General features: G+C 66.2%; 17 protein-coding genes and 2 pseudogenes. 10 read left to right on the forward strand and 9 right to left on the reverse strand.

The features are described from left to right. Window positions 1–123 (forward strand): tetratricopeptide repeat protein (locus KY572_RS48300; RefSeq protein ID WP_407660122.1); only part of this gene is annotated, 123 nt, incomplete at its 5' end. A 263-nt stretch (window positions 124–386) separates the two neighbouring features. Here the strand turns inward: KY572_RS48300 and KY572_RS44990 are convergent. From KY572_RS44990 to KY572_RS45000, 3 genes are all read right to left on the reverse strand, one after another. Continuing rightward, a complete protein-coding gene (locus KY572_RS44990; RefSeq protein ID WP_224249969.1) occupies window positions 387–1,760 on the reverse strand; it encodes a transposase in 1,374 nt (457 codons plus the stop codon). A 758-nt stretch (window positions 1,761–2,518) separates the two neighbouring features. Then, window positions 2,519–2,992, reverse strand: a complete 474-nt coding sequence (locus KY572_RS44995) for an SMI1/KNR4 family protein (protein ID WP_224249970.1) — start codon at window positions 2,990–2,992, stop codon at window positions 2,519–2,521. A gap of 2 nt (window positions 2,993–2,994) precedes the next feature. Then, complete coding sequence (locus tag KY572_RS45000; RefSeq protein ID WP_224249971.1) at window positions 2,995–4,218, reverse strand: HNH endonuclease; 1,224 nt, start codon at window positions 4,216–4,218, stop codon at window positions 2,995–2,997. Between KY572_RS45000 and KY572_RS45005 the strand changes: the two are divergent. The 8 genes and pseudogenes from KY572_RS45005 to KY572_RS45040 form a co-directional block, all read left to right on the forward strand. After that, window positions 4,202–4,438, forward strand: a pseudogene (locus KY572_RS45005) (IS701 family transposase); the annotation flags it as partial. The gene KY572_RS45000 and the pseudogene KY572_RS45005 overlap by 17 nt on opposite strands. A 396-nt stretch (window positions 4,439–4,834) precedes the next feature. Continuing rightward, window positions 4,835–5,047 (forward strand): carboxypeptidase-like regulatory domain-containing protein, encoded by a 213-nt coding sequence (locus tag KY572_RS45010; RefSeq protein ID WP_224249973.1) that lies wholly within the window; start codon window positions 4,835–4,837, stop codon window positions 5,045–5,047. Between the two features lie 413 nt (window positions 5,048–5,460). Next, window positions 5,461–6,597: an amidohydrolase family protein gene (locus tag KY572_RS45015; RefSeq protein WP_224249974.1), complete on the forward strand. Its 1,137-nt coding sequence runs from the start codon at window positions 5,461–5,463 to the stop codon at window positions 6,595–6,597. A 974-nt stretch (window positions 6,598–7,571) separates the two neighbouring features. Then, window positions 7,572–8,057 (forward strand): RNA polymerase sigma factor, encoded by a 486-nt coding sequence (locus KY572_RS45020; RefSeq protein ID WP_224249975.1) that lies wholly within the window; start codon window positions 7,572–7,574, stop codon window positions 8,055–8,057. Continuing rightward, window positions 8,054–8,740 (forward strand): hypothetical protein, encoded by a 687-nt coding sequence (locus tag KY572_RS45025; RefSeq protein WP_224249976.1) that lies wholly within the window; start codon window positions 8,054–8,056, stop codon window positions 8,738–8,740. Before KY572_RS45020 ends, KY572_RS45025 begins: the two co-directional genes overlap by 4 nt. 268 nt (window positions 8,741–9,008) lie before the next feature. Further along, window positions 9,009–10,532 carry a caspase family protein gene (locus KY572_RS45030; RefSeq protein ID WP_224249977.1) on the forward strand — a complete coding sequence of 508 codons (1,524 nt, stop codon included), beginning with the start codon at window positions 9,009–9,011 and terminating at the stop codon, window positions 10,530–10,532. Window positions 10,533–11,043: 511 nt separating this feature from the next. Beyond that, on the forward strand, window positions 11,044–11,313 hold the full coding sequence (locus KY572_RS45035; protein WP_224249978.1) for a MazG-like family protein: 270 nt from the start codon (window positions 11,044–11,046) through the stop codon (window positions 11,311–11,313). A gap of 122 nt (window positions 11,314–11,435) precedes the next feature. Next, window positions 11,436–12,404: an HNH endonuclease gene (locus KY572_RS45040; protein ID WP_224249979.1), complete on the forward strand. Its 969-nt coding sequence runs from the start codon at window positions 11,436–11,438 to the stop codon at window positions 12,402–12,404. Between the two features lie 764 nt (window positions 12,405–13,168). Here the strand turns inward: KY572_RS45040 and KY572_RS45045 are convergent. Beyond that, window positions 13,169–14,569: a hypothetical protein gene (locus tag KY572_RS45045; protein ID WP_224249980.1), complete on the reverse strand. Its 1,401-nt coding sequence runs from the start codon at window positions 14,567–14,569 to the stop codon at window positions 13,169–13,171. 226 nt (window positions 14,570–14,795) lie between these two features. Here KY572_RS45045 and KY572_RS47635 point away from each other — a divergent pair, with 226 nt between their 5' ends. Then, window positions 14,796–14,927, forward strand: coding sequence for a hypothetical protein (locus KY572_RS47635; protein WP_263452520.1), 132 nt, complete (start codon window positions 14,796–14,798; stop codon window positions 14,925–14,927). A 7-nt stretch (window positions 14,928–14,934) separates the two neighbouring features. Here the strand turns inward: KY572_RS47635 and KY572_RS48340 are convergent. From KY572_RS48340 to KY572_RS45065, 5 genes and pseudogenes are all read right to left on the reverse strand, one after another. Next, window positions 14,935–15,111 (reverse strand): annotated as a pseudogene (locus tag KY572_RS48340) (IS701 family transposase); the annotation flags it as partial. Window positions 15,112–15,211: 100 nt separating this feature from the next. Beyond that, window positions 15,212–15,361, reverse strand: a complete 150-nt coding sequence (locus tag KY572_RS45050) for a hypothetical protein (RefSeq protein WP_224249981.1) — start codon at window positions 15,359–15,361, stop codon at window positions 15,212–15,214. Window positions 15,362–15,457: 96 nt separating this feature from the next. Beyond that, window positions 15,458–16,792, reverse strand: a complete 1,335-nt coding sequence (locus KY572_RS47990) for a methyltransferase domain-containing protein (protein WP_224249982.1) — start codon at window positions 16,790–16,792, stop codon at window positions 15,458–15,460. A 168-nt stretch (window positions 16,793–16,960) separates the two neighbouring features. Next, window positions 16,961–17,419 carry an Rrf2 family transcriptional regulator gene (locus tag KY572_RS45060; RefSeq protein ID WP_224249983.1) on the reverse strand — a complete coding sequence of 153 codons (459 nt, stop codon included), beginning with the start codon at window positions 17,417–17,419 and terminating at the stop codon, window positions 16,961–16,963. A gap of 87 nt (window positions 17,420–17,506) precedes the next feature. Beyond that, the gene (locus tag KY572_RS45065; protein ID WP_224249984.1) at window positions 17,507–17,644 is read right to left on the reverse strand and encodes a hypothetical protein; all 138 of its coding nucleotides are present in this window, start codon (window positions 17,642–17,644) and stop codon (window positions 17,507–17,509) included. Window positions 17,645–18,002 lie beyond the last annotated feature (358 nt).

The raw sequence follows: 18,002 nt of genomic DNA on the forward strand, positions 1-18,002 counted from the left end.
GACTACGCGGGAGCGCTGGAGCACTACCGGCGAGCGCTGGCGATAGGTGAGAAGGCGCTCGGCAAGGACCACCCCACTGCCCGAGTCATCCGCTCGAATCTTGAGTCGGTGTCGCCTCAATAGCGTGATTCATGGAACTCTGAGTATCGCGGCTCTCTGATGAGGCATCCATCCGCAGATGCGCCGATAGGAAGGATGGGGGCACTGCTGCGGGGAGCAGCCCGGGGCACCGCGGGGCAAGAGGGCTGCTGGAGGGGGCCCCCAAGCCGATGCGCCTGGCCGCTGGAGCGGCCGTGCAGCCCCCTTCAGGCACACCCCTGCCAACACCGTGCTCCCAGAGGGACTCGGCCAAAGGCTGGCGCGCCTTGGCTACGGCTGGAGTGCGTTCACCCCCACCACGCGCTCTGGGGGGGCCCCCGCGCCGGGAAAAGCCTCGGCGGCTGCCAGGGCAGTGCCAGGTGCTCCAATATCGCCCGCACTGCCTGCCGCCCCGTCAGGTACGCCAGAACCCTGCGCCGGCCCCCACACCGCGGGCAGCAGAACACTTCCAGCGCGAAGGTACGACGCAGAAGCCCGGCCCAATCCACCCTCGGCGCTCGCTCCTTTCTCGGCTCCTGCCTCGCGGGTGCCAACGGCGGCGCGCTGACCTCTTGCGGCCCGGCCTCCTCTACCTCCTCTGCCCTCGGCCACGCTTGGGGGACCAGAAATGGCCGCAGTTTGGCGCCGGGCGCGAAGATGCCGTGGAACCTCGTGAGGTTTGTCCGAGGTGGAGGCACCAAGGATGCCACACGCCGTAGAAGTTCCAGCCCGGTGAAGAGCAGGTGCGTGGTGCCGTCCGGCTGCGGGCGCTTCATGCGGTAGCGGATGCGGCCATCCTCCGCTCGTGACAACCGCTCCAGCGCCAGCGCGCCCCGCGCCCCGTAGCGGCACAAGCGCTCCAACCCCTGCCTGTCGTTGGCGTGAAGGTGCGTGTTGGCGTGCAGGCTGAAACCCTCCTGCATTGAACACCGGGGCTGCTTTCGCGGAGGGGGGCGTACCTCCACCTCTGCCCAGCGCAGCCGCTGCTGCAGCCCGTGCGCCTGGTACGCTTGCCGTGCGTCCTCTGGCCCTTGCGCGGGCAGTGCCCCTCTTTTCTCCAGCAGGCGCAGCACCCGGTGGCGTACCCACCTCAGCAGCCGCTCCACCTCTGCTTGCGTGGGCGGGGACAACGGCTCGAAATGCACTCCGCCCTCCCCTGGCACGAACACCCCGTCCGGCACCAGCGCGTGGAAGTGCGGCGTCACCTGCAACGCCGAGCCGAAAAACTGGATAAACGACACGGCCCCAGTCTGCCCCCCACGCAGGCTCTGCCGCCGGGCCCTCCGGCGATGCAGGGCGAACACCGCACGCAGGAAGACGGTGAGTACGTCCGAGAGCAGTCCCACCTCCTTCAGCAGTACCCACCGCACCCGGTGAGCAAAGGACAGCGTCCACTGCCGGTAGGGCACGTGTGGCAGCACGTTCTCCACCAGGTGCACCGCCGTCACATGCGCCCGCTTCGCGTTACAGGAGGGACACACCCCACGCCCCTTGCATGAAAAAGCGACGAGGAGCTCGTCCTTGCAGTTCTCGCATTGCACCCGCGCGAAGCCGTGCGCCAATACCCCACATTCCAGGTACTTGGCGAAGTCCCGCTCCACATACCGGGGCAAGCCTCTCCCCATCTCACTGGCCTCCGCCAGCAACGTGGCGAGGTGATCCCTCACCGCCTCGTACAGCACCGTCCCCTCCGGCTGCCTCCGCCGGTACTCCCACCCACGCTCCTGCACCTGCCCCTCCCCAACTCCACCTCGCCACTCCAGCGCACACCCTACCCTCCGCCTCCCACGGGCCTCCCGCGAGCCCTGCGAAAGGACTCTCGCCTCACGGGTCTCCTACATGGGGGCTCCAGCGGCGCCGCCCCCGCAACCGCGTTGCTCACCCAGGCCAACGGGGTCGGCAGATCGTTCGCGGAGCATCCAGACAACCGCTCTTTCCTCCCTTCACTTGGCTGCGCGGCGGCGCTCCCGCCGACATGCTCCGGGGCAAGCTGGCGCTCCCTCTCCAGCGTCCCCCCACGATTCTCCACGAAGGACCGGAGGTGGATGCTCGATGCACTCCGCACGACCGTCTCCGCCCAGAGCGACGCCGTCCTGGGTGGCAAGCGGCGCCGCACCTACCCGCCTGCTGCGATGCTGATCGCGTGCTGCGTGGAAGTGAGCAGGCTCATGTCCGTCCCGAAGACCCGCTCCGCCATGCCTTCCCAGGCTCTTAGTTCGCAGCCGAGTGCTTGGGCCTCCACTTGGCGTGGCACCCATGGAAGTTCTTGTAAACACTTGGTGATTCCGGTTGCGCTCTCGGGCCTGAGGCCACGAACGTGTTCGCAATCCGCACCGAATGGGGAGCAGAGAACGGAAGGGCCTCGAGCGAAAGTTCGAGGCCCTTTTCTTTTGCCCTCCCTTGCGGAGCCTGGGGGCGAGCGCTTGCCCGGTTCAGCGAATTACGAAGCACGCATCCGTGGCGAAAGTTCGTCTTTCTGGAGGGATGCAATGAAGGAAGCAAAGTCAGCGGCCAGGAAGTAGAGGTTGCGCTCACCTGCCTGCGCATACCCGTCCCAGTAGAAGACGGCCCCTGCGCTCTCCCCCGTCACCGCCAGACAGACCTTGTCCACCCCCTCGGTGGTGGCGATTGGAAGCTGGCTGGCCGGAATTCGATCTCTGAACACCGCGAGGTTCCAATCGAGATTGCACGACTCGACAGGATCCTTCAGCCCGAAGAACACATGGATGCGCCCCACCGAGTTGCCGCTGAGGCCAGGGATCGTCAGCAGATCGCGCTCGGGGCGCCCCCCATTCGTGGCCAACAGGAACTCTCTGTAAGCCGCTGGGAGGCAGAGCCCGTGCTCCTTCTCGAATGACGTGAGCTCTCCCTCACCGAGCGGAGGCCCCCCCTCAAACGTGCGCAGTGCAGCCACCCTCATAGGTCTCCCGAGAAGCCGCCGGTATGTCCCGTCTTGGCATGAGTCTCCGTAGGAACCAACTGCATGGTCGTTCGGTCTTGGTGATGGTGCCAGGTCATGCCCTTGGGAGTCTCCCGCAATCCCGCAGCAGCATTCGCGGCGGCGAAATCCCGAGCCCGAGAGCCCGTATATGTAATCTTGACCTCGGCTTTGACGGCCCCGGCCGCTCTGAAGTCAGGATAGCCCTCAGCATCGAACGGAACCCCCGTCACGGGGTGCCGTTGACCCGCCAGATGAGCATTCCGGATGGGAATATCGAGGAGAGGGGCCCCCTGTGTAGCAGCCGCTCCCCGGAGCGGCTGCGCAGCGCCAGGCTTCGCCGGGTTCCCTCCCCCAGGCTCGGGCTTCGCTTGGGAGAACACAGCCTGCGCCCGGGCCAGGTCGCCACGGGCCTCATGGAGGGCCACGGAGGCCCGCTCTCCCCCAGCGGCCACCATGACGGCCACCTCGCGACGGCCTTGAATCAGCAGCGCCAACTGCCTGACTCCGTCCTCCCCCAGCCGCACCCGCAGCCGTTCCGCCACCTCCTTCAACCCCTGCAAGCGCAGCTCCGGCACCTGGAGCCGCATTCCTCCCTCCCCTCCGCCCACTGCACCTTTGGCATCAGGGAGGTAACGCATTCCCTTGCCTCCAGCGTACAGGCTCACCAGCAGCGCCGCGGGCGCCAGCTCGCGCGTGGCCTGCTCGTACTGGCCCTGCGTCAGCGTGTACAGCCCATGCCCCGTCCCCGCCGCCAGGTGGCAGAAGCCCAGCGGCACGCCGAAGGTCAGGTGATCGAAGAAGCCCACCACCTGGTTGCCTGGAGCCAGACGCGCTTCGGTGAGGGTCCGCTCTGTCTCGTCAAAGGCCTCCTGGTAGGGCGGTGGCAGGTGGGCTCGCGTACCGTACACGCCGCTACCGCGCGCCCCATCCACCACGGGAATGGTGGCGGCCACGTCGTCGACGGCGCGGATCAGGCCCCGCCCCACGTCGCTGGGCTGTTCGTCCCGGTCCGGGTAGTTCGAGAGCTGGAAGCCACGCCGCGCCAACGCCTCGCGCACCGCCTCCATCTGCCCCAGCGTCTGGTCCAATTGCTTGTCCCTGGCCAGCAGCACCAACAGCTCGTGCACCTCGTCATCGAAGGCGGTGTCGAACAGGAAGAGGGTGAGGGCGGCCCGCGAGATGACCCAGAAGCAGCTCATCCGCTTGGTGATGCAGCGCTGGAGAACCGAGCGCGTCTACGAAGACCTCAAGGGCGAGTTGGGCCTTGACCACTATGAAGGCCGCCGCTTCCCAGGTTGGCACCATCACGTCTCCGTGGCTCTGTGCTGCTACGCGTTCATCGTTGCCGAACGTGTGCGGCGTTTTCCCCCCTCGGCCCAAGGGACGGTTCAAGCCCACCCGCAGCTCCTCTCGGCCTGAGCGCCACTTCCACGACAGCTTCATTTCCGCGCGCCTCGCCATGGCTCGGGTGATCGCCACCTGGTTGCCTCGGTGCCCCACCTGCCATCGCTCCAACTCCCATCACTCCTCACGCAACCGACCAGGTCTCCCCCTTCACCCGGCGGGGCCCTGACGCAGTAGTGCTAGGGGCGCCTCTGACGGAGAGGTCTCCCAAGAAAGGTTGGCCGCTTTTGAGGCGCCCGTGCGTCTTCTCCCCGGAACCTCTCACCCGATATCGGCCCTCATGCCCCCTGGCCCCCGACTCGCCCTCCTGACCGCGCTCGCGGTGTTCGCTCCGCTCCTCGCGGCCGGCAACCTGCGCCCGCGCCAGCCCCGGGTGCTCCGGGGGCGCTGCCCGCTCCCGAGGCGGCGGCCGTGCCACCCGAGGCGCCTGCTCCCTCCCGCCTCGAGGGGACGGTGCGCTCCCGGGGGACACGCATGCCCCTGGCGGACGCGGCGCTCTTCGTGGATGGCGCCCCCGAGCCTGCCGCGCTCACCGATGCAGCGGGGCGCTTCTCCCTCGAGCTGCCCCCCGGGGAGCACCAGGTGGAGGTCCGCGCCGCCGGTCATGATCGGCATAGCGCATAAGTCTGACCGCCGGCAGAGTAGCCCGCTGGCGCGGTGGCGTGAGGCTTCCGGCTGTCCGGTGGCATCTGCGCGCCCTTTCGAGGCGCGCACCTATGCTGCTCACCGAGAGCGCGACGGCGCGCTCGTCGGGCGAGCTGGCCTGGAATCCCACTCGCTTAGATCGCGCCGCGTACCTCGGGGCGACTCCGGACGGGATTGCGCGTGGAGATCTTCCGTGTCGGGCGCCTCGCGTTGCCGCTCCGGGCTGAAGCGGCGGTAGGCCCGCCGTGAGCGACGCCGAGATGGAGCCCAAGCCCTTCAAACCACCACCACCCACCGCCCGAACCCGTGCCACCTCCGCCAGCCTTCGCTGCAATCCGCGATTCCAATCTCTTTGTTTCACTGCACAACCCACCACCGGAGCACATACAGACATGAAATCCTTCAAACAAGGCCCACCAAAAATGTTGATGAAACGCCGCGCTTTCCTCACTGGTGCGGCTGTACTTGGCGCCAGCACTGGATTGTCCGCGTCGGCCCTCACGTCATGCGCCCCCGGCGGCTCGGACATCTGGCTCCGTGACCAAGACCTGCCATTTATCGGGGCGGAGGAGACCTTTTCGACTCCCGAGTTGTTGATGCTGAACTCCATCAACGAGGAGCACATAGCGTTCCTTGAGGAGATAGGTCTTTCGGATCTAGGCGAGCGCCGCATAGGCGATATGGACGAGGGGGGGCTCAACGTTCAAATCCTCTCTGCGCACACGCCGTCAGTACAAAATGTCCCGGGCCAGGAGGGCATCGACTTTGCCTATCGTCTCAACCGGCAGCTTGTCGAAGGGCCAATGGCCCGTTATCCGGGCCGCTTCAAGGCTTTCGCAACCTTGCCCTTGCAGAGCCCGGAGGCGGCTGCGGACGAACTGGAACGCTCGGTTCGGGAAGACGGCTTCTTGGGCGCGCTGACCAACGGGCACATCGGGAAGAAATACCTCGACCATCCCGAGTTTGAGCCCGTTCTGGCGCGTGCCCAAGCTCTCGATGTGCCGATCTACCTGCATCCCGGCTATCCAGCCGACGAAATCTTCCAAATCTACTACAGCACGACACGGTCGGAATACACGACCGAGAACCAAGACTATATTTTCAGTGGGTCTGGATATGGCTGGCACCAGGAGGTGCTGACCCAATGCATCCGGATGATCACGTACGGGGTTTTCGACAGATTCCCCAATCTGAAGATCATCATCGGTCACATGGGCGAAGGCCTTCCGTTCTACTACGAGCGGATCGCCCGAGACATGGGCGAGCCGACCGAAAACTCGCTTCAGAAGCCCTTTGAGCAGTACTTCCAGGACAACTTCTGGTTCACAACCAGCGCGTTCTTCCAGGATGAACTGCTCCATCTCTTGCTGAAGTATATCAGTGTGGATCGAGTGATGTTCGCAACCGACTACCCCTTCGCAGGCATCAAAGAAGGGACCGACTGGTTCCGAGCAGTCGATCTTCCGCGTGAGGATAAGGAAAAGATAGCGTTCCGCAATGCCGAGCGACTGTTCGGCATAAATATCTGACACACCGGCTCCGCACCGCGGTATCCCGCCCGTTCTCGTGTCAACGGTGGCGCAACAGCAGTGACTTTGGCTGTACCGTGAAGGTAAAGCCAAAGCCATGGGCGATCACCTGAGGCCCGCTGGACCTCCCCGATTTGGTGGACAGTCGGTCTATGCAGCCCATCCCTCCGTGTGCCAAGGCTCCTCGCGCTCTCTTTGCTGTTGATACTCACTCTTCGGACTCGACGCCACATAGTCAGGCTTCCACAAACTCCTCGAAGGGTCCGTCACGAAGGCAGCAGGTGGCTACGAAGCTGTTCTGGCAGGGATCCAGCCCCAGGTGGCGCAGGGAGTCCTTGAGCACCTCAAAGGTGAAGCGGTCCCTCACCCGGCGCGCGTCTCCTCGTACCCAGCCGCCGAGGCGCCGGGTTCCGGCGCCGTCGCCAAGAGCGGCACGACCATCCAGGTGAGCAACGCGAGCGGCACCCGCCCATCTTGTCACGCGCCGTGTCCGGGCCGAGGGACATTCCTGGCGCTGGCGACTGCCGGCCGCAGGTCTCCCGAGCGCGCGGCAACAGGCCGGGGAGTCAACGGCGGAGACGATGCGTGTCCGGCGCCTGGGAAGGTGGCTGCCCCAGCGCCCGACGCGCGAGTGACGCCGTCGAGATCAGCACCAGCAGAGACAGACACCCCCAGAGTTCGCAAGACATACTCATGTGCCGATTCCCGAAAGGTGCACGCCAGGCCGTGCCGCCCCCGAACGAGACAGGCTCCAGGGAGCATGCCGAGCCGACGTCGGGAGAGTGGTTCCGAGGATGAAGACGCAGAAGTGCAGCAAAAGCGGCCAACATCCTTCGGATACTCGCTCCAGTCCCTGGTGCGGGGTTACGCCCCACCCAGGAGCTTGCGGTGGCCGGTTTTGAAGGGGCTGTGCGTCCTTTCCTTCAACGAGTATGCAGTGAGGAGTCATCACGGACAGATGGAGCACCCAGCGGATGGACGTCGAGGCCGCCTTTCGCATGTATTTCCCCCGCATCCGGGAGAAGTGTCGCCGCATGCTGCGCGATCCCGGAGATGCCGAGGACGTGGCCCAGGAGACCTTCATCCGCCTCTGGAAGGCGAACCTGCAGGGAGGCGATGCCCGTCGAGTCATCGCCTGGGTGTACCGAACCAGCTCGCGCCTGGCGCTGGATCGGCTTCGCCGGCAGCAGGCGGGCCCGGAGCGGGTCGTCGATGAGCTGCTGTGGAGCGTGCCGGAGGACTCCCACCCCGAGACACGCGCCGAGGATCGCCAGCGGCTCCTGCAGTTCGCGCAACACCTGCCGCAGGACGAGCTGGAGATGGTGCTGCTGAGCAGAATGGATCGCCTGACGTATGCGGAGATCGCCGAAGTCTCACAGGTCTCGGAGCGGACCGTGCGACGCACCCTGCGGCGCTTCGAGGACCGCGTGGAGCAACTTCGACAGGGGCTGGAGCCATGAACCCAAAGGTCGAACACCCGTCGTACCTGGAGCTGGACCGTGTCGGGCTGGGCCTGGCGTCCCCCGCCTCTCAAGAGCATGTGCGCCGGTGCGGTGAGTGCAGTGCCTATCTGGAGCGTCTGGTGCGCACGGAGCCCCTTCCGGCCTGGGTGCAGGTCCTGCGCGAGCCAGCGCCTCCCGCGAGGATGCGCGCCCCCTGGTGGCGATTGCTGCCGCCGCTGCTGGCGACGGGGGCGCTCGCGAGCGCGCTGCTCTGGCTGCTGCCCGCGAGGAACCCGCCGGAGCCTGCCGCTCCCTATGTCGGTGTGAAGGGCGTGCCCGCCGCCACCGTCTTCATCAAGCGCGGCGACCAGGTGCGCGAGTGGGACGGAGCGCGCCCGGTCCTCCCAGGCGACAGCCTTCGCCTGCGAGTGAGCGCCTCCGGCTACCGCCATGTGTGGGTGGGGACGCGCGCTCCTGGGAGCGATTGGATCCCCCTCTACGAGGGGCCGCTCGCCGAGGGCGAGACGCTGCTGCCGGCGAGCTGGCGCGTGAATGCCACCGGGGATGCCGAGGTGCTGACCCTCCTGGTGAGCCGCGATGGCCTGGAGGGTGCGGCGCTCGAGCGCGCCCTTGCCGATGCTCCGCAGGGTGCCGAAGCATGGCTCATGGAGCTGCGGCTGCCCAAGACACCCGGGCCCTGAGGCGGCGACGCGGCGCGTTGACGGTTCCCACCCTGTGCACGCACCGCCCTGTCCAGGTCCGATGGCGCCAGGGGCGCCTCTGACGGACATGGCTCCCGAGAAAGGTTGGCCGCTTTTGAGGCGCCCGTGCGTCTTCTCCCCGGAACCTCTCCGTGGGAGGACGGGACCCTCGAGGGCAGGCCCCCCCTTCGGGAGCTGGCGGAGCTTTCACTCTTTCCATGAGCCCACAGGGAGGCCATGTGTCGCGAGCCTGGAGGTCGAACGCGAGATGAGACCTGCTTCGCGAGGGAAGGCATGGCCCCGCGTCTGCCGACTGCTGCTCGTGCTCCCCCTGCTGTGGGGGACGGCGCACGCGACGGAGCGGGCCCCCGCGCGGGCCGCGGTGGTGGTGGGCGCGAACGCGGCGATGGGCAGGCGCGCCGCCCTGCGCTATGCGCACGAGGACGCGCGCAGGATGGCGGAGGTGCTCACCCAGCTTGGAGACTTTCCTGCCGAGCAGGTCCAGGTCCTGCTTGATCCCGACCCGGGCCAGGTGCTCTCGGTGCTCGATGCCCGGCTGAAGGAGCTGGGGCGGCTGCCAGGCGAGACCCTGCTGCTCTTCTACTACTCCGGCCACGCGGATCAGCACGCGCTCTACCCCGGGGGACGCGCGCTGCCCCTGGAGGCGCTGCGCCAGCGGCTGGCGGGGAGCGGGGCCACGGTGCGCCTGGGCATCATCGACGCCTGCCGCGGGGGGGGCTGGACCCAGGCCAAGGGGCTGGAGCAGGAACCGGCGCCCTTCGAGGTGAAGCTGCCGCTGGAGCTGCGCAGCGAGGGCTCGGCGCTCATCGCCTCCAGCTCCGGCCTGGAGAACGCGCACGAGGCCGAGGTGCTCGAGGGCTCCTTCTTCACCCATCACCTCGTCGCGGGGCTGCGCGGCGCGGCCGACCAGACGGGGGATGGCGAGGTCTCCCTCCAGGAGGCCTTCTCCTATGCCAAGGAGTTCACCGTGCGCGACACGGCGCTGCTGGGCAGGGGGCCGCAGCACCCCAGCTTCGACCTCAACCTGCGGGGCAGGGACGATCTGCCCCTGACCCGGGTGGATGCCTCCGGCAACCGGCTCGTGCTGCGCCAGACGAAGGGCCCCCTGCAGGTGATGCGCGCCTCCACGGGGACGCAGGTGCTGGAGATCCCCGAGGGCCGACGCACCTCATGGCTGGGACTGGGGCCGGGCAGGTACCTCATCGTTCGCAGAGAGGAGGGAGGGGAGACGTTCGCGCGAGAGGTGGTGCTGACCGCTGGGCAGACGCTGGTCGTGGACGAGAGCAGCCTCACGGGCGTGCCCTCCCCGGTGCTGGCGCGCAAGCTGCTGGACGTGGAACGGCCGCCACGGCGGCGGGTGCTGTCGGCGATGTTCGTCCCCATCTATGACAAGGATCGTCCGGCGCTGGGCATCGAGTTCGAGCACACCCTCGGCACCCGCTGGTCAATCGCTCCCAGCGCCAACATCTCGTTCGCCGGCGATTTCGGCACGGTGCTGGTCGGACGCTTCTTCATGTCCGGCCAAGCACCGGAGGGGTTCTTCCTCGGCCCGCTCTGCGCATTCCACCGGACGAAGACCGTCCATGAAGGCGCCATCTTTCACCGCAGCAACTTCATCCTGGGGGGAACGATCGGCTACGCGCACATCGTGGGCAGCCGGCTCCTCCTGTCAGCGAGCCTGAACACCGGCGCGACCATCCTGGATGGCGACGAGCTGGGCTTCTGGGAGTGGGTGAACACAGCGCACATGAGGGTCGGCTTCGCCTTCTGACGCAACGCACCCGGTCAGCCGAACGCCTCGGGTGGAGACGATCCGCGAGAAGCGCGGGATTTCGATCGCGCTGAGCGAGATCGCCCGGACCGCCGCGGCGCCTCAAGTCCTTTTCAATTCAAGGCGTTACCGCGCCAGACGAGCCGCAGTCACGCGAATCGCTGGCCCGCGTTTTCGGGAGATCGCTTCCATCCTCTGAAAGAGGAGCGCGCCACCCAAGGCGACCTCTCCGCGCGTCATGGCGTTGCCGAGTTCAGGCTGGTGGACGTCGAGCGCCAGCGTGGCGACGTGCCGCCCACGCAACCCGTGCCTGAGCCGCGCATTCCGCTGGATTCCAGCTGGTAGGTCCGCCGACGACGGTTCCCGCTCAGCGGAGCTGCTACCTTCACCGGAATGACCTCTCCCCCCCCCTCCTGCGAACACCGGACAGTGCGCGGCTCTCCTGGACGAACTGCGAAGGTTCGTTCAGGAGCGGGAATGGGCGCAGTTCCACGATCCCAAGAACCTCTCGATGGCAGTCGCCTCCGAGGTGGGCGAGCTCGTGGCCCTACTCCGCTGGGTTCGGAACGACGAAGCCGACGCATTCGTTCGCCAGCCAGAGAATCACGCGCGCCTCAGGGCGGAAGTCGCCGATGTCGCCATCTCCCTGCTGTTGCTGTGCGATAGAGCTGGCATCGACCTCCAGCAGGCGATCCTCGACAAGCTCGAGGTCAACCGCAGGAACTACCCCGTGGAGAGCACCCGCGGTCGCGCGGAACGCCCCGAGCGCCATCGTCCCTGAGCGTGCCAGGGTCCCTTCTTCCGTCCCTACCTCACGCGTCCTGGTGAAAAGACAGAGCAACTACTCCGCTTCGCGGTGGCCGTCCCCATGGGTCGACCGCCTTGTCCCAGCGAGGAGCGGTTGTGTCTCTGTACTTTGTCCCAGCGAATCGCCAGAACCTGGAACTCTCGATCGAGCAGGACGTTCCCCCCGAGCGGCTTGCCCCCTTCGTGCCGGACGATGTCATCCGGGAGATCCAGGATCGAGCAGGAATGGAGGGCATCCGATGCTGGGCGATGACTCCCACCAAGCGCTCCATCTTCGATGCCATGCACCCGGGGGACATCGTCCTCATGTCGGAGAAGGGGACCAGACGCTTCACGCACTGCGCGCAGGTCACCTTCAAGCTCGAAAGCAAGGCGCTCGGCGACGACCTGTGGCCCATCCGGGGGGAAAAGTCCTGGGAGCTGATCTACTTCCTGCGAAACATCCGTCGCGTCAGCATTCCCAAGGCTGAGTTCGTGATCAGGTTCGGCTATCAGCCCAACTTCGACGTCGCGGGGGCTACGCTGGTATCAACTGAACGGGTCCGGGACTTCGAAGCAAGACATGGTCCTATCGAGGACTGGTTCGATCTCCCCTACTTCCGAGAGGAACTCCCGGAGGACCGCGTAGAACTTCATGATGAAGTGATCAGCGACTACTCGGCCGACAACGTCGCTGTTGTCACCAAGCGACGTCGCCTGCACGCGAAGTTCGCGGCGAAGATCAAGGCGAACTATGGAGCCGCCTGTGCCATGTGCGGCATCACGGAGCAGGACTTCCTTGTCGCAGGTCACATCGTCGCCTGGTCGGAGGACGAGAAGAACCGACTGAACCCGGCCAACGGGTTGTGCCTCTGCGTCCTGCATGACAGGGCATTTGAGCGCGGCTATCTCATCATTGATGACGGGTTCCACATCCGGATGAACCGCCACATCCACCCCGACTCGCCCTTGGGGAACCAGCTGAAGCAGCTGGATGGACTCCGCCTCCGCCTTCCTGTCAGCCATCCTCCAGACCTGGAGCTTCTGAAGCGGCACCGGGACAAGTTTCCGCTATGGAGCGGATAGGTGGTTCGGTTTTCGGACTCGACGCGCTGGATGTTCCGCGAGCCCACAGGTGTTACCAAGCAGGCTGGTTGGTGGGTGCATGGGCGGGGTGGTTGATGGGATATGGGAGAGCGGCGAAGTGCAAGGAACGTTGATGGGAAGAAGGGCGCGGCGAGCCATCCTCGCGTGTGACGGCTCGCCGCGAGCAGAGGCCTACGCGGCCGAGAGTACCTGACGGTCGATGACGGCGCGCACCAAGTCGCAGTCGAGGAGTTTGCGCTTGCGGCGCGCGCCCTCGCGCAGGCAGAGGGAGGCCAGCCGATCGAGAGCGCGGTGAGCCCCCGCACTGGCCTCGTGAAGCAGGGCGACGGCGTCCTGGGGGAAGAGCTCGCGCTCGCAGCCGGCCAGCTTGGCACGCCGCCTGCCACGAAGTAGTGCGGCCTGTCACGCCCGATCAGTGAGCTGACCGACGGTGCTCATCGGACGGATACGCTCGTCCAGCTCCGACTCATACTGGTCGATACACTCGAAGAAGCCCTCCATCAGCCGCGTGCGTCGCATCGAGGGTGAAGCGCGACGTGCGGTGAACCACGATGATGCTGATGGTGCTCGTCGGCTGCAGCACGTCACCGAGGGGCCGCTGCAGCACGGGCCTCCTCCGGTCCGTGCCGGAGGCTCCTCGCCTGCCCCGCGCTCCTCCTACTCGCCCGCCTGAGCGACTGCATCTCCCCCGCGGCCCCAGCGGATGCAGCCCGCTGGTGTCTTGAAAAAAGGCGCGCGGGCAGTCAGGAGCGCTTCCGTGCGCGAGCCGGTTTCCGGGCGGCTCGCGTCACCTGGCGCGGGCCTTGGCCGAGGGGTGGGATCACCACATGAAGCGCGGCATAGAGGTAGAAGTCGGTCTCGCCCCCCTCGTTGCCGAAATACCCGGTGGCGCTGTACGCACCGGAGTGGAAGAGCTGAACGACAGGTTCCTCCGAGGAGGCACTGTCCGCATCGCCCTCCACGGTGCGCGGCTTCACGGGGCCGTTGAACTCTGGCGGCGAAATGACCCACATCACTCCGAACCCCTGGGGCGCGTCCTCGTGAGCGGCGATGGGGAGGGCTTTCTCGAGCAACCACGGGTCCAGCAATCGCTCATCCAGCAGCTCTTGTTCTTCTTCGGTTGGGAATCGCTTCAACCGCCAGGTCTCATCAGCGCACATCTCGATGAGGTAGGGCTGAAGTGAAACAGGCAGGCCCGCCCTGAGCGCTGCCGCGGCCACCTCTTGATCGCGTCCTTTCAACCTGTGAAGGGCTGCGCCCCTCTGGGTCAGCGGCGGCAGCGTGCGCCGGAAGGCTGCTTCGTGGCTGTACATGTGGAAGCAGGGGAAGCCGAGCACACCGCCCCGCGGAAGGAAGTGGCGATCCGCCAGTGCTCGCTCCAACCCCTGCTGGAGCCGCTCCGCGGCTGCGCCAGAGGGCCTGGGGGCCGTGATGGCACCCTCCCCCCGGTAGAGGAGGTAGGTCAGCGTCACGCGCAGCCCCATCCACACCTTGTCGATGGCATGGTCCACGTCACCGAAGAAGGCCGCCCAGTGGATGCGCGAGGGCTCTGCCTGTTCGCTGATGTCCTGCCCCCAGTCGAAGACCTTGTGCGCGCCGCGGTGCGTGAGCACGAGCTGACCGTTGAAGAACCGCGAGGGGAGGCATACCACCAAGGTGCCCAGCATCTGGCTGCCTCGAGGCGTGTCCTTGTGAGGCTCGAAGTGGCCCTCCGTCCCGTACACGTTGACGTTGTACAGCACGGCGGTGAGGGGGGTAGGGTCGCCAGGGCAGAGCTGCTGGCGGACGACTTCAAGCACGCCGGAGGCGGCCGGATCGAAATTCAGGACGGTGAATGCCCCGCCTTCGGCCTTGAGGTGGAGGGCATCACGCACGCGGCGGTTGTACAGCGTCTTCCTGCCCTTTCCGAACGGGGCCGGCGAGCAGCGGGCAAGCAGCGGCTCAAGAGCGGTGTGTGGATCCGCGCCACGCTCCAACCGCGAGATGGGCACCTGCACTCCGTCCTTGAAGCGCAGTGTCACCGGAGCTTCGGGCACGAGTGTGCCGCTGCAGACGAAGGGCGCGGAGATGCCGTGGACGAGGTTGCTCAGCTCCTCGATGACAGTTTGTTGATGCGCTGAAGACTGAGGGATTCGATGGGGCATGGAAGGAATGTGCTCCCCTGGGTAGGGCCGCCGGCATGATACCTCAAAGGTATGGCTGGCTTCTTCCGGAACCGGAAGCTCCCCGGCGGTGCAAGGCTCTGACCCTGGCGTGGAGCCCGGGAATCCCAGAGAGCCCTTGCGCAGCTGGCTGCTCACGAAGTGCCGCCTGTCGAGCGGTCCGCTCGGTCTCTCATGGACCTTGCCGACGCGCTACTCTTGAGCCGCCATGACCGAACCCAGCGAACACGAGTTGATCCGCAACGTCGCGTGCGATGTCGTGGGCCGCCGCGATGGCACCTTCCGCATCGAAACGACCAACCGCGGCGAGGCAGTGACGCGACGGACTGCCCGGCTCTAATAACCGGCGGCCGCAGGCATGCGTAACGAAGGGTGGAGAGCATGTCGGCGAAGGAAGGGCGCACCTTGTGGCGGTACCAAGGACGGCACTGCGGTTTGTAGAGGACGTGCCCGTGCTGGGCGAACCACAGCACCGTGAGGCTATAGAGGAGCATGGCCAGCGGTGCTGTCCGCCGCACGGCCAGACCCCTGGTGGGTGGTCCACAGGCTCTTTCCATCCAGGCTCACCACGCCCATGGGAAACGGCAGCCTCGGAGTGTTCGGGTCCTTGAGCACCTGCTGCACCTACGCCCTCACCGTCTGCCGCAGGCCGTCCGGGGGCTGCTTCTCCAGCAAGCGCCACAGCGTCGAGCCCACCACCGCTTGCGACAGCCCCAGCCGCTTTCTCGTCCGTGCCCCCACGTGACCTGGACGGTCATGTCCGATTCCGCTCACCCCCTCCTGCGCGTAACCTCGCGTCCCCAGGGGCTTCTTCCAATCCTCGCCCCTGAAGACGCATCTCAGGCCTGCACCTGGCACTGAAATCGCTGCTCATTGGCGACGCTCCTCCAGAGCGGCCTCAAGTCCCTGGTGCAGGGAAGGCGCTGCCGGGTTCTCATCGAAGGTGACGGTTCGCAAGGTAGCGTTGTGCTCGATGGCGGCTCGCATCGCCTCCGCCCCGCAATTCCCGATCGCGTTGTGGCTCAGTCGAAGAATCTTGAGTGATGCGTTGTTGCGAAGGGCGGCGCCGATGCTTGCCGCGCCGGTATCACCGAGCTTGTTGTGGTTGAGGCTCAGCGCGATGACTGAGTCGTTGGAAGCGAGTGCCTCTCCGATTGCGGCGCCGCCGACATCACCAATCTGGTTGCGCCCGAGTCCCAGCTCCACCAGCGACGCGGACGAACGAAGCGCCTCTCCAATCGCCTTGGCCCCATCGTCTCCCACCCGGTTTTCGTTGAGACACAGCGTTGTAAGCGAGGCATTCGCTCTCAGGGCAGCTCCAAACGCCTTACCGCCAACGTCCGCGATCTCGTTGTTGAACAGCCACAGCTCCCTGAGCGCGGTGTTGTTGAACAGTGCGTTCGCAATGGCTACGCCGCCAGCGTCCGAGATCTGGCAACCGCCCATTGTCAGGATGGAGGTCTTGCTGGTCCCGAGCGCCTCGGCGATAGCCGCCACCTCGCGTTGCTGAAGTGCGCCGTGGACCGTAACCTCAACCTGTCCCGCGCGCAGTCGCACCACTGCTTCGGCTGCGTCCACCGTCACGGCGTCCCGCCTACAGACGACGTTGATGAATGGGAGAGTCGCGCCATCGCCCGCGGGCTCGTCGATTTCGGACAACTCGACCAGGCCGTACGGACCGAACTCTCGCCTCACCGATTCGGCGTCGTAGAAATACATCGGAAGCCCAGGCAGTCGCTCGTACCAGTCGTCGCCGAGCCGTGGGCCCTGTCCGTACATGGGGGCCTTCTTCGAGATGACCGTGAAGATCATGTGCCCACCAGGCTCGAGCTGGCGGTAGCAGTCACGAATGAACTTCAGCCGGCCGCGACCATCGAGAAGGTAGGCGAGCCCATGGCAGAAGATGCCGTCGTACTTTCGGCGGTCGAAGGGCATGTCCGTGACCGAGCCGCGGACGATCGGAATCTCGAGTCCGAGTCGCGAACGAGCAAGCTCGATCGCCCTCTCCGAGATTTCGATCCCCGCCACAGACATCCCACGCTCAAGAAACGGCTTCGCATTTCTTCCGTAGCCGATGCCAGGTATCAGGACGCTCTTGACGCCCGCTCGAATGAATGTGTCGCACGCAGCCGAAGCTGACGCTGTCGGCGCGAGCCCCCACATCAGCTGCTTCTCGTTGAACGCTCCTTCCCAGAATTCGGTCACGATGGCTTCGCTCCTTGCTCGTATTGAACCGCGCGTGCTCTTTGGTGCGCCTCCACGATGTAAAGGACGCCACGCCGTGAGACGTCCCCCTGGCCGCCTTCGCCGCTCCGCGTCGTGACTACCGGAGGGACGACGCCCGCGACGAGACTCTCGCCGTCCACCTTGCCGCTACCCATGCTTGCTCCCGCCGCGGCAAGCGCCACGGATAGCGACCCGAGTCCGCACCTCCTCGCCCAGAGTCGCGAGCGTCACCTCGCCGAGGCGCTCGAGAAGGAGCGCCTCCGCAGCATCAAAGGACTTGCCAAGAGCCGCGTTGACCGCCTGTTCAACGACGCACCCGGGCGTCTCCGTTCGGTGCCCGATGGCGAGCAGCGACGGCAAGCCAAGCGCAGTGTAGATGTCGCGCAAGGTCACCTTCGCGAGATCGCAGGCAAGGGTCCAACCCCCGCCATGTCCCTTCTCCGACTGGACGTATCCCTTGTCACGAAGGCCGGCCATGACTCGCCGGATCACCACGGGGTTGGTGTCCATAGCCTTCGCCATCTGCTCGGACGTCAAGGGCCCCTCGTGCTGCGCCATGTGCAGCAGGACGTGAAGCACGCCCGAAAGTCGGCTGTCCCTTCTCATGCAACTTATGATGTTGCATGATTGGGCCGTGGTCAAGGGGACGAGCAGACGATCTCCTCGTTACGCGCCCGCCCGGCGGCTCTCCCCTTACAGCTCCCTCGACTTCGGGTCGGCGAAGAGTGGGGCCACGTCGCGCGCGCCGAGATGCGCGAGGTAGTGGCCGATGGCTCCCCAAAGGAACTCCATGCGGTTCTTGATGCCCTTCGCGCACCAGGCCTCGTCCATCTTGTCGGCGACGTTCGCCTCTGAGGCGTACGCCCATGTCCGATCCCAAGCAGCTCACGCCTGCCCTCGGTGGTGGCGGTCCAGGTCAGGTAGATCTGGCTGGAGTTCGTCGGGCTCGCCCCCCAGGCCCGTCGGCACCGCAGGCAGGGTGGAGTCGCCCTGATCTCGTCACCGGATCCGGCGGCGCCCTGGGCGGCTCGTTCAACCGCGGCCGAGCCACCGTGAGACCGCGGCGCGGATGTCTCCGTCTCCTGACCATGCTGGCGCGGTCGATCCTTCTCCAGGGGGCCTCGGTGAGGCCCACCTTAGTAGCGCCTGACGGCATCCGCGATCTCGGCGAAGCCCAATCCCTCCGTGC

The organism is Hyalangium gracile (assembly GCF_020103725.1).
Classification (GTDB): Bacteria; Myxococcota; Myxococcia; order Myxococcales; family Myxococcaceae; genus Hyalangium; species Hyalangium gracile.